Below are 14615 nucleotides of genomic sequence, written 5' to 3' on the forward strand. Positions count from 1 at the left end.
AGTTGTAGTTTTTTATCTGCTTTTGCGACTTACAGAGTGAAGAGCAAAAATGAAAAACCGTAATGCAAATAAAACTGAGTTTAGCGAGCTGATTGAGAAGCATCAGGCAATAATCCATAAAATAACAATGGTTTATGCCAACGGACAATCGAATCGCGAAGACCTGTTCCAGGAGATCTGCCTGCAACTTTGGCGATCGTACCCAAGATTTCGGAACGAGTCGAAATTCAGTACCTGGATGTACCGCGTGGCATTGAATACAGCCATCAGCGATATACGAAAAAAGAAAACGGATATTCATTTTGAGCAACTGCACGACAACGATCGTTTGGAAACAGCACCTTCTGACGAGAAGGAACAGGTAAAACTACTGTACCGGGCCATTTCAAAACTTAACCGGATTGACAAAGCACTGATTCTGCTTTGGCTCGAAGAAAAAAGTTACGACGAAATTGCTTCGATACTGGGAATCTCGAAAACGAATGTAAGCGTGAAGCTGGTTCGTATTAAACAGAAACTGGAAGAAATGATTTTCAAAATTCAGTAAAAAGCCATGAACGATAAAAAATTAAAAGACATGTGGAACAAAGCAGAAACCCTGATGGAAGCTTCGGCTTACGAAAGCTCGTCCATCGAACAGTTTATTTCGGGACGCTCGAACGATACTACCCAAAAAATAAGGAACATGATCATTTTCGATCTTGTTTTGAAAGCACTGGCACTGTGTGCGCTGGCCATTGATTTTGTTCTTTATTTTGGAACCACCAATGTAATGTCGGTTACTGTTGCAGGAGTGGCAATACTTATTCCGCTTATTTTTATGCAATACAAATTGCTGAACCGATTTTCTGAAGCGGCCGACAACGGACAAACTACCCGCAATAAACTGGCCTCGATGCTTACTTACCTGAAAACAAAGTTCTTTACCACTTTGCTTTCCGTATCGGGAACCTACTTGTTTGTATTTATTGCAGGTTCGTTACTTTATTTTTATGCAGCTTACGGCTATGTACGACCACTCGACGGTGTGGACTTTGTTGTATTTTTAACTTTCATTATTCTCGGAATAGTCCTCAACTTTGTTGTTAACCACGGACAGGTAAAATACCACATTAAACACCTTGAGATTTGCTTGAATGATCTTAATGACCAGAACCTGAAGTTGGTTTCTGAAAACATTGAACTGCAACGAAAACGCGACCGGGCAAACAAACTACTGCTGGCATTAGTGCTCGTTCTCGGAATTCTACTGCTTATTATAGTATTTAAAAACATCGGTTTTATCGCCAAATAAACCGGACATTGAACAGTAAAAGAACTGTTCAGCAACCAAAAATTTACTGCCATGAAAACAATAAAAACCATAAGCTGGCTATTGCTGTCTGTTTTTTTATGGGTAGCAGCAGCCGGGCAGACTGCTAAAGATCTGCCAAAACGAATGACTTTCGCTGTTGAAATCAGCGGTGTACTTTGCGGCTATTCTGAAATGACCATTTCTTCTACTGAAAAAGATGGCCGGAAATTACTAAGCATAAATACAGAGGCGCTGGTAAAACAACGTGCCCTGGGCGGAAATGTAGAGTTAATTATTACTGAGCATGCACTAATTACGCCCGAAACGGAACTCCCGGTTTTCGTTGAACAACGTTTTAAAACCAATGCAGAAATCTACTCCTGCACTAAATTCGATAATGGTGTTGCGTATTTCACCACTGCAGAAAATGGAGAACCTCGGGAAATTAAATTGCCTGATGATGTCATTCTGGAGAATCCACTTTCTTTTCCGCATTTAATGAACGACTTTATCGGTGGAGATGCAAATCAAAAAACATACAAGGTTTTCGATTTTCAAAGTGGAGAAATTATATCGAAAACATACAAACGGATTGGTGAAGAGCAACTGGAATTGGCAGGAGCTAATTATAATGCTACAGTGTTAGAAGAATTCAATCACCAAACCGGCATTACCACCAAACTCTGGTTGGATAAAAAAAACAGTCATGCGCTAAAAATAAGCACTTCAAACCGGCTGATTTACCTGGCTGATGAATCCTTAAAAAAAAGGATACAAGTTGTTGATGTCGACAATTTGTTATTTGCCCGCGTTAATAAAGTTATCGCCAATGTGCACGCCATTTCTTCCATGAGAATTGAAGCATCGATACAATCAGAAGGAGAAATAATTACCACTGAGAGCTTAAATTTTCCGGGGCAGAAGTTCGAAGGCACTGTCAGCAATAATTTAATTGAAGGCGTATTTGAAGTTGAACGACAGCATTACACCGGTGAAAATGCTCCCTCCTTCCCTCCTCATTTTTCGGATGAAAAACTCAAAAAATATTTGGAACCCGAACGACTGATTGAATCAGATCATCCTGTTTTGGTTGAAGAAGCGCAACGAATCACCGCAGATTCAAAAGATGCCTGGGAAGCTACAGTGAAACTCAGCACCTGGGTTGGCGAAAATATTATGGGAGCCATTCCGGGCGGCACATCAGCCATTAATACTTACAACACCCGCGAAGGTGAATGCCGCTCGCATTCGCGATTGCTGGCAGCTTTTTGCCGTGCAGTTGGTATTCCGGCCCGACTTTCCATTGGATGCATGTATATTTCGTATGCAGGTGGCTGCTTTTACCAACACGCCTGGACCGAGGTTTACATGGGCGATGCCGGATGGGTAGCAATTGATGCCACCGCACATGAATTCGATTTTGTAGATGCAGGACACATCCGTTTGGGTGAAAAAACTTCCTTTAATCCGAAAGCAATGAAAATTCTGGATTATCAAATGGAGAATGAATCGGCTGACAATACAGTTCCTGAAAAATACAAAAAATACCTCGGCAATTACCCCTTTGAAGAACGAAACAGCATTTTTAAGATTCTATATCAAGATGGAAGCCTCGCCGTTGATATTCCCAATGCACAAGTGCTTGCACTTAATCCCCCCGATGAGAATGGCGTGTTTTATCCAACAGTTACCCGGCAGTTGAACTTTTCTTTCGGAAACGACATCTATGGAAACATTTCTACGATGAAATTACAACAGGTAATTCCGCTTGGTAAAAAGTTTGAACAGGACAGCATTCCATCCGATGTGCCTGACGAAATAAGGCCACTTGTAGGAAATTACTGGTTTGCTCAGGCCCGTGCAGATTTTAAAGTGGTTTATGAAAACGGGATACTTGCTTTTAAAAACCCTTTGACGAATGAAACCGTAAAATTACCGAAACATACTGAATCCGGCTTATGGAAAGATGAACTGGGAAAAAATGAAGTTGAGTTTGAAAGAAATGATGCCAATGAAGTTGTTAGAATGTACGTTTACGTTAATGTTTATCTGAAAAAACAAATTGAACTTTAAAACAACAGCCATGGAATATAAAGTGCACAAACTAAAAGTTAACATGAACGAAGATCAGCAAATGTTGGAGCAATTTTTAAATAATTTGCACGGCGAAGTAGTGTCGATTATCCCCAATGTTAAGCCAATCTTCAGACCAATGGGAGCCACTGCCAAAGTCGATTTCCTGCTAATAATTGAAAAGCTTGTCAATTAGCCATCAATTTATTGGTGCTTATTTGCTAATTCTCTGGAAATAAATACTTCTGCAGTCCGAATTTTGAATCGTTCAGACCCGAAGAAGTGAAATCCGATGCGATATCCGCCTGACGGTGCAAACCAATGGCAAATGAACCCAAAAACTTTCTGAGATTAAGGAAGCGGGATGGTAAAATGAAATTCCGCTCCTTTTCCTGTTTCGCTTTCGGCCCAGATTACTCCACCGTGTTTTTCCACGAGCTCTTTACAAAGAATAAGCCCCAGTCCGGTACCTGATTCTTCGTTGGTGCCTGCTGTTGAAAAACTTTCATCAACTTTAAACAATCTTTCCAGGTTCTCGGGGCTTATTCCAACGCCAGTATCGGCTACGGTAAAAACATGTTCCCCATTAACAAATTTTGCCGAGAATGTAATTGTACCACCCTCAGAAGTAAATTTTACTGCATTGCTTAGCAGGTTGCGAACGATGGTACAAAACATGTTCCTGTCGGCTGTTAATTCCGTATTTTCAGGTATTAACTTCACCAACGTAAGTTTTTTATTTTGGGCACTTAATTCCAGTATCTGGAAAGTTTCATCCACACAACTTTCTGCATCAATAATTTTGGGTTCGAAAGCAACCTTCTGTCGTTGCAGGTTGGCCCAATCGAGCAACTCACTAAGCAAATTATAAGTTTTCAGTATGCCACTATAAAGATAATGCGTGTATTCTTTTACATGCTCTGTTTTTCCATTATCCACCTCCTCTTTCAGCATTTCACCAAAACCAAGCATGGTGTTAAACGGACTTCGAAGATCGTGTGCAATTATCGAGAAAAAACGATCTTTTGCTGCATTCAACTCCTGCAGTTTTATCAGGTTGTTTTTAATTTTTTGTTCCGCTAATTTGCGCCGGTTTGTTGAGCGCGCCAGCACCCAGGCTCCCCATCCGCTCAGAGCTACCAACAACATATAAACGATTAACAACTGAAAATTTCTTGCCTTCTGGCTTTTGTACAATTCAGCTTGCGGAACAAACGATACTGCTTTCCAATAATAATCTTGCGTAGCCTGAAATGCTTCCTGCTCGCTCCATACTAGTTCAGGATTATTGTTTTCTAACGCATAAATGGTATTAAATGTAAAAAGTCCGCGTTCGTTTTCAAACTGCCCTGAAGTTTGCGTCGAAATAATTTTCCACTCCTCGGGATAGTAATATTGAAAGTTTTCTGTTTTTTTATCGTCGAACATAAAGCCCCACTCGAGTTCCGAATTGGGAGCCTTTAACCAGTAGCTATCTTTATTCAGCAACATAAAATGCTCCTTAAAGCGCCTGTTCCCAACCGCTTCCGAGTTTCGAAGCATATGCTCGCCCAGGTAGTTAATTACCAATACTCCTTTCTTTTCGCCCTTTTCACCAAACACTGGCGTAGCAAAACGCAGCATAGGTTTTAAGGGAATTTCAATGGTGTCGTTTTCAATGTTTAAGTCGAATGGAGACACATAAATCTCGCCGCGTTTAAGGTTAAAAGTATTCGAAAAATAAGGTCGCTGGCGTTTGTTTTGCAAATCCTTTTCAGCAACTACCCAGGCTACACTATCGTTTAAATTTACCCGTACCAGTTCATCGCCCTCACTGTCGATCAATCGTATTTGATCGTAAAGCTGCCTTTCTCGGCTTATTTTGCGAAACAACGATGATATGGTTTGTTTTACCGCTGAGTTACCCTCTTCGCGCCATACATCCCGAAATAAATTCATCGCAGCCATAATCTGCAGATCGCCAATAATAAAATTAAGATCGCGGTGAATGATCTCTGATTTCTGGTTGATTTCAAATTGTTCTGAGCTTAATGAAATTTGTTTCTCAGAATCGTCCTGAATTTTTCTAACCGAAAAAACAACACCTGAAAACAAAATAAAAAGGGGAATAAAAATTCTAAAAAAAGTTCTGTAAATCTGTTTATGCATACACTGTTTAGCAACCTCGAAAAGCCTTTTACAAACGGCCGTTTTCTATTTTTTTAACGGCTGGCAAAATTACATCATAAATAGCGATAAAAAAATACACATCATCGATTTAGGTATTTTTGAAGTAACTTTTAAGATTTCAGGAAATTAAAGATGTAAAATCAAGGTCAAAAAAGATGCAAATATTTGCTAATTATCTAAAATTAACTACTTTTGCAGTCCGAATTTTGAATCGATCAGGCTCGAATAAGTGAAATCCGGTGCGATATCCGCCTGACGGTGTAAACATTAAAAGTGAAATTATGTACGCGATTGTTGAAATTGCAGGACAGCAATTCAAAGTAGAAAAAGACAAGAAACTTTTCGTACATCACCTGGATGCAGAAGAAGGTGCATCGGTTGATTTCGATAAAGTTTTACTGGTTGACAACGACGGAAAAGTAGCCGTTGGAACACCAACCGTAGAAGGTGCTAAAATTACAGCCAAAGTGCTGGGACATGTAAAAGGCGAGAAAGTGATTGTTTTCAAAAAGAAACGTCGTAAGAGTTATCAAAAAATGAATGGTCACCGTCAGCAATTTACTCAAATTCAAGTAGAAACCATTGTTGGATAATTAATAAAGGAAATTTACCATGGCTCACAAAAAAGGTGTAGGTAGTTCGAAAAACGGACGCGAATCGGAAAGTAAACGACTGGGAGTAAAAGTTTACGGAGGTCAGTTTGCTAAAGCTGGTAATATTATTGTTCGCCAGCGTGGTACTCAACATTTTCCCGGCGACAATGTAGGTATTGGTAAAGACCATACTTTGTTTGCATTGATCGACGGAACTGTTGTATTCAGAAAGAAAAGAAATAACCGCTCATATGTATCAGTAGCTCCGGTTGTTGATGCTGATGTTGCAGTTGCTGAAGCTCCTGCAAAAGCTGCTCCTAAAAAAGAAGCTGCTCCGGTTGTTGAAGAAGTAAAAGAAGAAGCTCCTAAGGCTGAAGCAAAAGCAGCAGCTGAAGGCGACGATCTTACAAAATTAACTGGTGTAGGACCAAAATTAGCTGAAGTATTGGTTGAAGGTGGTTTTACAACTTATGCTGAAGTTGCTGAAGCATCTGTTGAAGCAATTCAGAAAGTTCTTGAAGCTGCAGGAAGCCGCTACGCTTCAAAAGATCCACAACCTTGGATTGAAGAAGCTAAAGGTTTAGCTTAAGATATTGATAAACCAGAGGGTTTAAACTCCCTCAAAGAAAATATAAAACTCCTGTCGGTAACGGCAGGAGTTTTTTTTATGGGAATTTTCGTGTTTCTATTTTAAGGTTTTATCCAAAAAGTCAACCATTATCTCAATCACTTTCGGATCGGAAAAATGACCTCCGCCATGATTGGCACCAACAATGGCATAGCGGGTTGATTCAACACCTGCTTTACGAAGTGCGTTGTGCAGCAATAAACTCTGGCTTGGAGAAACCAGCGCATCAACTGTTCCGTGAATTAAAAGAAACGGCGGATCGTTTTTATCCACGTAATTCACCGGATTTGATTTGGCAACCACTTCAGGTTTATCGAGAATCGTTAATCCACTGTTTTTTCCATGTACAAACATAGCTTCTGGTGCTTCTTTTGTAAAGTGTGCCTCTTCGGCTTCTTTATCGTAATCGGCTCCAATTTTTGTCAGATCGCTTAAACCAAAAACCACAATGGCCGCCTGCACATCGCTGCTTTGGTCGAGGTTTTCTCCCGCTTCAAACGCTAATTCGCCATTCGAAGTTCCCGTCATTCCGGTTAAGTAACCTCCTGCCGATTCTCCCCAAACAGCCACTTTGTCGGGATTAACACCATATTTTTGTGCATTGGCACGCATAAACCGAATAGCCGCTTTTGTATCTTTCACGGCATCGCTGTACAATCCGTTCGTTGCCACATGATACTCAATACTTGCTACTACATATCCTGCTTTGGCAATTTCGCAGCGGTTGTATAAACTGCTGTTTTTCGGGGCAAACATAAAACCACCACCGGTAATAAATACAACGCACGGATAAATTTCATCATCTGCCGGCCTTACAATATCCATTTTCATCGACATTGGATCGCCATCAGAACTTTTGGTTTCGTGAAAAATCACATTTTCAGTAAGCATAAGATTTTCAGGAACCTCACGAAGCATTTTTGGAGTGCCGGAAATACCTTCGAGCACAATACTGGTACTGTTATCACAAGGTTTAATTTCATTTGGCATTAACAGGTTTCCCATCCCGGGAATCGCTTTTCGTTCTTGTTTTTCTGGTTGAGCAAAAAGAACATTTACAGAACCTGTCAGCACAATTACAGTTAACAGGAATAAAGATAGTTTTCTCATAGTTTTTTTATTTGTTTTATAAAAGTAGCTGATTACGTGAATACACCTAAAAAATTACGGCAATTTGTTTATTTCACAATCAGGGTTTTAAACTATTGCTATTAGATTGGAAATTAGAAATAGGTTTAATCATAAAGTGCCAATTCATTTATTAAATTTGCAGCCTAATAAATGGATAAGACATGCTCAATTTAAAATTTATTCAAGACAATCCGGAGTTAGTAATAGAAAAACTAAAACGCAAAAATTTCGATGCTTCGGAAATTGTTTCAAACATTATAGATCTTAATACCCAAAAAAATAAGCTGCAGGGCGAAGCCGATTCGGCAAAAGCTGAAATGAATAAAATTTCGAAAGAAATTGGTCTGCTTTTCCGCGAAGGCAAACACAAAGAAGCCAACGCAGCAAAAGAACGCACTGCCGAGCTAAAAGAAAACATTAAAAACTTTGATGCTGATTTTGCAGCCATCGAAGCAAAAGTTTACGATTTACAGGTTCAACTGCCTAACTTACCTCACGAATCGGTTCCGGCCGGAAAAGGTGAAGCGGACAACGAGGTGGTAAAACAAGTTGGCGAAATTCCGGCAATGAACGAGAAAGCACTGCCACACTGGGAACTGGCGACTAAATACAACCTGATTGATTTTGAGTTGGGTGTAAAACTTACCGGCGCAGGATTCCCGGTTTACCGTGGCAAAGGAGCGCAACTGCAACGTGCCCTTATCAATTTCTTTTTAGCCGAAGCATCAAAAGCCGGTTACGAAGAAATTCAACCGCCATTGGCCGTTAACGAAGCATCGGGTTTTGGAACCGGCCAGCTGCCCGACAAAGAAGGCCAGATGTACCACATTACCGAAGACAATTTATATTTGATTCCAACGGCAGAAGTTCCGGTAACCAACATTTACCGCGATGTAATTCTGGATGCCAAAGATCTGCCTTATAAAAACACCGCTTACAGTGCCTGTTTCCGTCGCGAAGCCGGTTCGTACGGTAAAGATGTTCGCGGTTTGAACCGCCTGCACCAGTTCGATAAAGTGGAAATCGTTCAGATTGCGCATCCCGAAAAATCGTACGAAATTTTGGATGGAATGGTAGCGCATGTTGAAAGTTTGGTGGCCAAATTGGGTTTACCTTACCGCATTCTTCGCCTATGTGGTGGCGACATTAGTTTCACATCGGCTTTAACATACGATTTTGAGGTATTCTCGGCAGCGCAGAAAAAATGGCTGGAAGTAAGTTCGGTTTCCAACTTCGAATCGTTCCAGGCTAACCGTCTGAAATTACGTTTCCGCGAAGAAGGCGTGAAAAAACCACAAATTGCACACACCCTTAACGGAAGTGCGCTGGCATTGCCACGTATTGTTGCGGCACTGCTCGAAAACAACCAAACTCCTGAAGGCATTAAAATTCCTGAAGCTTTGGTTCCGTTTACTGGTTTTGATATTATTAGCTAAAAACTTTATTCATCGGATGACTATTATTAACAACATATAGTCACCCGATGAATCCCAAGAAACAAAAGCCCGAAAAATTGTATTTTTCGGGCTTTTGTTTTACACATCAAACTCCGCTCAGTGCAGCTTAACTTCTTTGGCTCGCCTAAAAAGTTCCGACAAGCAATACCCTGTGAGTTCGGCATCTTCCAAAGCATTGTGTTTATTTCGTGTACGTTCCATATCCAGGTATTCGGCAATTGCGTTAAGCCCAAGACCTTTAGGCACTTCCTTTCCATTGGCCTCCAATATTGTTTTATAAAACAACATTATATCCTGCAAATCAATATACTGGTAAGCAAAAGGCCAGGTTAGGTTTACCGTTTCGTACGACGCTTTTAAAAAGCTGATATCATTGTTAATTCCCTGTCCGCAAATTTTAATGTCGCACATCGCTTTCCTCGATGGGAAGCCTCCTTCTCCTTGCAACCAGTATTCTAAATCTTCTATTGTTTCTTCCAGCGAGGGTGCTTCCTCCAGCTCAAAGCGCGAAATACCATGAATACGTTTACTTCCCGGATCAAAATCAGCTTCATTTTCAGGATAAATCAGCGACTCGAAAGTACTTATCTGTTCAAATTTATCATCGAGCAAAACTGCTCCGATTTGAATAACATCATGAACTCCTGGTATTTGCCCCGACATTTCCAGGTCGAGACACAGATAATGTTCGCTCATAAAACGATTTGTTTAGTGTTTTTCAGATCACTAAAAATAGAATAAATTATACGCCTGAACAATTTGCAGCAACGAAAAAGCCCGAAAGAAACAAATCTTCCGGGCTTTTTATATCGTTATTTCAACGTCTTATTTCACTTCACCATTAGCAACCAGCCACTCAGCAATCTGAACGGCATTAAGCGCTGCACCCTTTTTGATCTGGTCGCCAACACACCAGAAAGTAATGCTATTCGGGTCAGTAACATCCTGGCGGATACGGCCAACATACACATCATCTTTTCCACTCACGAACAAGGGCATTGGATACTCGTTTTTGGCAGGATTATCGATCACTGTTAAACCTTCAAATGCTTCGAAAGCTTTTGTTACAGCTTCTGCTGTCAGTGGTTTTTCGGTTTCTACCCAAATGGCTTCCGAGTGAGCACGGGCCACAGGAATACGCACGCAGGTTGCACTCACCTCAGCATCGGTGTGCATAATTTTTTTAGTCTCCCAGTTCATTTTCATCTCTTCCTTGGTGTAATCGTTATCCAGGAAAACATCAATGTGCGGGATGATATTCATGGCCAACTGGTGAGCGAACTTATTTACTGTAACCGGTTTTCCTTCCACCACTTCTTTGGTTTGCTCTTCCAGCTCGGCAATTCCCTGTGCACCGGCACCACTTGCTGCCTGGTAAGTAGCCACCCGAACACGTTTGATCTTCGATAGTTCTTCGATCGGTTTCAGCGCCACAACCATCTGAATGGTTGAGCAGTTCGGGTTAGCAATAATATTGCGCGGACGAATTTTAGAATCCTCCGGGTTTACTTCAGGAACTACCAACGGCACATCATCGTCGTAACGGAACGCGCTCGAGTTGTCGATCATTATCGCACCGTGTTTGGTAATGGTTTCAGCATATTCTTTTGAAACACCGGCTCCTGCCGAAGTTAGTGCAATATCAATATCTTTAAAATCGTCGCCGTGTTTGAGCTCTTTAACTGTAAGCTGTTTACCCTTAAATTCGTAAGTTTTACCGGCACTTCTTGCCGATCCAAATAATACCAACTCATCCATAGGGAAATCTCTTTCAGCAAGCACTTTCAGGAACTCCTGTCCAACAGCGCCGCTCACGCCAACAATTGCAACTTTCATGTTTTGTTTATTTTTTTTTAAAATTTAAAGTTTTTTTCTGTCTAAATGTGCGTCAAAGTTAGTATTTTGCTTCTAATTGTAAGTGCTATGAAACCCAATCTTCTAAAATTATTAACATACTCTTTTATCCTGTTTTTCAACCCGATAAATGCTCAGGAAATCTGGCACGAAAGTTTTTCCATTCCCAACAAAGGCGCTTGGGGAAATAGCGATGGAACGGGCATCGATTCAGACTTCTCCGGCATTACAGAATGGACACTCGATTTTAACCTGATCACGCTTGAAAACGAAGATGATTACGCCAAAACAGTTACAACTTCCGGCGGACGTTTTGAGTGCGTTGATATAAATGGAGAGGTAATTTGGCGCTCGGAAACTATCGATATTTCGGCTTATAAGAATATTTCCATCCAATTAAATGCCAACGAAACCGGCAGCAGTACCAACGAAGAACAGAAATACCTGAAAGCATATTATGTTCTCGATCAGGGTGAAGAACAAGCTTTTGAAACCAACAGCGATAATCGCGGAAACTGGGGACAGGCCGTTGCTGAACAAACCGGACTGGTTGGAAATGAATTACAAATCGTGGTTTATATGAACAATCATTATTCATCGAACAAAGTTATTTTGGATGAAGTGATTGTTTCGGGCGAGGAGAAAAATCCGGTTATTATCCAGCCCAGCGATATTGTTTTGAACGAAGTACTTTTTAATCCCGTTCCCGATGGCGACGATTATGTGGAAATTTACAATAACTCGGAAAAAGAAATCCCGCTGAATAAACTTTACCTCGCCTCGCGCGACAACGATTTGGAGCTTACCCAGGTTTATGCACTTACCAGCGAAAAGCAGAAATTACTACCCTTCGAATATCTTGCGCTTACCAAAGATACGCTTGGTGTTTTTCCGTGGTTTACAATTCCTTGTCCCGAATGTTTTCTGCAAATGGAAAAATTCCCGTCGTTTAATAACGACGAGGATTACGTGGTTCTGCTAAACTACGATATGGAAATTATCGACGAATTTTACTACTACGAAAAAATGCATTCGCCCCTATTTTACGATCGCGAGGGAATTGCACTCGAACGCATTTCCTTTACACAGCCAACAAACGACGCACAAAACTGGCATTCGGCATCCACACAATCGGGTTATGGAACGCCCGGCTATCAGAATTCACAATTGATGAATGAGGAAGCACAACAAATATCGGTAACTTTTCAGCCGGAAGCTTTTTCACCCAACAACGATGGTTATAACGACATGTACTCGATTGATCTTTCGATGGATAGCCCCGGTTATATTTGCAACATACTGGTATTCGATTCCGCGGGGCGCAGACTATGCAAATTAGCTGATAATTCGATTTTGGGAACGCACGAACAAATTTCATGGAACGGAGAGGATGAAGCAGGAAACAGGTTACCAATCGGCCCTTACATTGTAATGGTTGAAGTTTTTAATACCGACGGCACAGTAGAGCGTTTTAAGGATGGAGTGGTTTTAACCGATCGGTTTGAATAAGGGATCTGCGGTTTTCAACCGCAACTTATTATGCGGTTAAAAACCGCATGTCCCGAAGAATGACATACCTAATTTGCTTAGGTATTATATTTTTCATAACTTTAATACATGCAAAAAAACAACTTGTACAAGGGAAGTCTTTCAACTATTGTGCTTTCGCTGTTAAAGGAGCAAGGCAAAATGTATGGCTACCAGATTACCCGCGAGGTAGAAAAAATTACCAGCGGACAACTTAAAGTTACCGAAGGTGCACTCTACCCCACCCTGCACAAACTGGAAGCCAAAGGATTGTTGAGTGTTGAAATGGCCAAAGTAAACAACCGTGTACGGAAGTATTATTATATCACCGAAAAAGGGAAAAAAGAAACCGCCAACCTGTTGAATGAAATGAAAAGTTTCATCTCGAACATGGAAGTATTGATTAACCCAAAACTGGCATAAATGAACCGAACACTAACCAAAGAAGAAACCGAACATCTTTTTAAAGTTTGTGAAAATCACGATGTTCCGCAGTACGATTTACAAATTGAGCTGGTTGACCATCTGGCATCATTAGTTGAGCAACACTGGGTAGAGAAACCTGAAGATCCCTTTAAGTACGCCGTTTATAAAGCACTCCAAAAATTTGGGCCAACCGGGTTTCAACAAGTTAAACAGCAAAAACAACGGGCACTGACCCGAAAGTATAACCGTATTCTGTGGCATTATCTGCTTGAATTCTATCACTGGCCAAAAACACTGTTAACATTGGCCTTAACTTTGGCAGTAGTTTTACTGTTTAAAATTGTTCATCAACTGCATTGGCTATTTGCTATTTATATTTTGGTGTTGGTCTGTGGCAATCTTATTTATCATCTTCGGTACAAATCAATAAATGAAACAACCCCCAATTCTGAAAAATCTTTTTTATTATTGAACCAACTTAAACACATTCAATACTTTGCAATGTTTCTATGCCAATTACCTATTTGGGCAAATCTACCATTTCAAATACTTGAGAAACAAAGCATAAGCATGCCAACAAATTTTATTATTTTGTTCCCGGTCGCCTTTTTCATAGTAAGCTCAACCATAGTTCTGTTTGCTTATCTTTTTTACATCCCGCAAAAAATCAAACAACATTTCACTCAACAATTTCCCGAATTTGTAAAATAGAAGTACCATGAACCGACAAATTACACAGGAAGAATCCGAACAACTGTTCCAGTTTTGCCGCGAACAGAATATCATTCACTATGATTTACAAGTTGAACTGGTGGATCACCTGGCTTCAGCAATTGAAGAACAGTGGGAAAAATGGCCGGAACTTTCGTTCGAGTTCGCGTTAAAACGTGCTTTCAAAAAGTTTGGACACAACGGATTTCGTAGGATTTATGAAATCCGAAAAAAAGAACTAAATAAAAAATATACTCGTCTGCACTTTAAATATTTCTATAGCTTTTTTCGCTGGCCTCAAATTTTAATTACATTCATCCTCAGCTACCTGATTTTCAACACAATCATACTAACCGAAAATTTCAGAGTTGTGTATACAATTTTCTTCGCATTTACCATTCCTGCAATGGCTTATTTCTATTTATTCTGGTTTCCTAAAAAAGGAAAACTTAAGGCAAAAAATAACACTAAGTTTTTGTTGTTGGAAGTACTAAATATGCGATGCAAACAGTTTTGGATGGTGCTGTTTCTGCCCTTGAATATTTTAAATTTCTTTGTCCTCGATAAATCTTCCGAAGGCGGTTGGGAGGGGCTCTCTTTTAATGACTTTAAAATGCGTTTATTCATTTTCGGCCTATCATTTTTAATGGTATGTTTCGGAATTCTGTCATACAGTTATTCAATCTATGCCTCTCAAAAAATCAAACAACATTTTACCGAACAATTTCCCGAATTTGTAAAATAGAAGTACC

Annotated in this window: 15 protein-coding genes; 11 read left to right on the forward strand and 4 right to left on the reverse strand. The window is 40.3% G+C overall.

The features are described from left to right. Window positions 1-49: 49 nt before the first annotated feature. Genes BMW53_RS08475 through BMW53_RS08490 form a run of 4 tightly spaced genes read left to right on the forward strand, consistent with a single transcriptional unit; the run spans window position 50 to window position 3563 of the window. Window positions 50-547 (forward strand): RNA polymerase sigma factor, encoded by a 498-nt coding sequence (locus BMW53_RS08475; protein WP_038558277.1) that lies wholly within the window; start codon window positions 50-52, stop codon window positions 545-547. 6 nt (window positions 548-553) lie between these two features. Beyond that, window positions 554-1294 (forward strand): hypothetical protein, encoded by a 741-nt coding sequence (locus BMW53_RS08480; RefSeq protein ID WP_038558275.1) that lies wholly within the window; start codon window positions 554-556, stop codon window positions 1292-1294. 51 nt (window positions 1295-1345) lie between these two features. Beyond that, window positions 1346-3367 (forward strand): transglutaminase-like domain-containing protein, encoded by a 2022-nt coding sequence (locus BMW53_RS08485; RefSeq protein ID WP_038558273.1) that lies wholly within the window; start codon window positions 1346-1348, stop codon window positions 3365-3367. A gap of 10 nt (window positions 3368-3377) precedes the next feature. After that, window positions 3378-3563 carry a hypothetical protein gene (locus tag BMW53_RS08490; protein WP_038558271.1) on the forward strand — a complete coding sequence of 62 codons (186 nt, stop codon included), beginning with the start codon at window positions 3378-3380 and terminating at the stop codon, window positions 3561-3563. Window positions 3564-3718: 155 nt separating this feature from the next. Here the strand turns inward: BMW53_RS08490 and BMW53_RS08495 are convergent, their stop codons facing one another. Continuing rightward, the gene (locus tag BMW53_RS08495) at window positions 3719-5515 is read right to left on the reverse strand and encodes a sensor histidine kinase (RefSeq protein WP_074780506.1); all 1797 of its coding nucleotides are present in this window, start codon (window positions 5513-5515) and stop codon (window positions 3719-3721) included. 302 nt (window positions 5516-5817) lie between these two features. Here BMW53_RS08495 and rplU point away from each other — a divergent pair, with 302 nt between their 5' ends. Both rplU and rpmA read left to right on the forward strand, forming a co-directional pair. Then, window positions 5818-6129, forward strand: a complete 312-nt coding sequence (gene rplU, locus BMW53_RS08500; RefSeq protein ID WP_038564567.1) for a 50S ribosomal protein L21 — start codon at window positions 5818-5820, stop codon at window positions 6127-6129. 19 nt (window positions 6130-6148) lie between these two features. After that, the gene (gene rpmA / locus BMW53_RS21605; protein WP_081804821.1) at window positions 6149-6718 is read left to right on the forward strand and encodes a 50S ribosomal protein L27; all 570 of its coding nucleotides are present in this window, start codon (window positions 6149-6151) and stop codon (window positions 6716-6718) included. Between the two features lie 96 nt (window positions 6719-6814). Here rpmA and BMW53_RS08515 read toward each other — a convergent pair whose 3' ends face one another. Continuing rightward, window positions 6815-7867, reverse strand: coding sequence for an alpha/beta hydrolase (locus BMW53_RS08515; protein ID WP_051567812.1), 1053 nt, complete (start codon window positions 7865-7867; stop codon window positions 6815-6817). A gap of 182 nt (window positions 7868-8049) precedes the next feature. On the opposite strand from BMW53_RS08515, the gene serS reads away from it, so the two are divergent. Continuing rightward, on the forward strand, window positions 8050-9324 hold the full coding sequence (serS, locus tag BMW53_RS08520) for a serine--tRNA ligase (protein WP_038558269.1): 1275 nt from the start codon (window positions 8050-8052) through the stop codon (window positions 9322-9324). A 117-nt stretch (window positions 9325-9441) separates the two neighbouring features. Here serS and BMW53_RS08525 read toward each other — a convergent pair whose 3' ends face one another. Both BMW53_RS08525 and BMW53_RS08530 read right to left on the reverse strand, forming a co-directional pair. Continuing rightward, entirely contained in the window at window positions 9442-10041 is a 600-nt protein-coding gene (locus tag BMW53_RS08525) for a 3'-5' exonuclease (RefSeq protein ID WP_038558267.1), read from the reverse strand. A gap of 129 nt (window positions 10042-10170) precedes the next feature. Continuing rightward, complete coding sequence (locus BMW53_RS08530) at window positions 10171-11181, reverse strand: aspartate-semialdehyde dehydrogenase (RefSeq protein WP_038558265.1); 1011 nt, start codon at window positions 11179-11181, stop codon at window positions 10171-10173. Window positions 11182-11268: 87 nt separating this feature from the next. Between BMW53_RS08530 and BMW53_RS08535 the strand changes: the two genes are divergently transcribed. From BMW53_RS08535 to BMW53_RS08550, 4 genes are all read left to right on the forward strand, one after another. After that, a complete protein-coding gene (locus BMW53_RS08535) occupies window positions 11269-12708 on the forward strand; it encodes a T9SS type B sorting domain-containing protein (RefSeq protein WP_038558263.1) in 1440 nt (479 codons plus the stop codon). A 108-nt stretch (window positions 12709-12816) separates the two neighbouring features. Continuing rightward, the gene (locus BMW53_RS08540) at window positions 12817-13149 is read left to right on the forward strand and encodes a PadR family transcriptional regulator (protein ID WP_038558260.1); all 333 of its coding nucleotides are present in this window, start codon (window positions 12817-12819) and stop codon (window positions 13147-13149) included. Continuing rightward, window positions 13150-13863: a hypothetical protein gene (locus BMW53_RS08545; protein WP_038558258.1), complete on the forward strand. Its 714-nt coding sequence runs from the start codon at window positions 13150-13152 to the stop codon at window positions 13861-13863. Between the two features lie 7 nt (window positions 13864-13870). Beyond that, window positions 13871-14608: a hypothetical protein gene (locus BMW53_RS08550; RefSeq protein WP_038558256.1), complete on the forward strand. Its 738-nt coding sequence runs from the start codon at window positions 13871-13873 to the stop codon at window positions 14606-14608. The last annotated feature ends 7 nt before the right edge of the window (window positions 14609-14615 follow it).

This window comes from Draconibacterium orientale (assembly GCF_900111425.1).
GTDB classification, from domain to species: domain Bacteria; phylum Bacteroidota; class Bacteroidia; order Bacteroidales; family Prolixibacteraceae; genus Draconibacterium; species Draconibacterium orientale.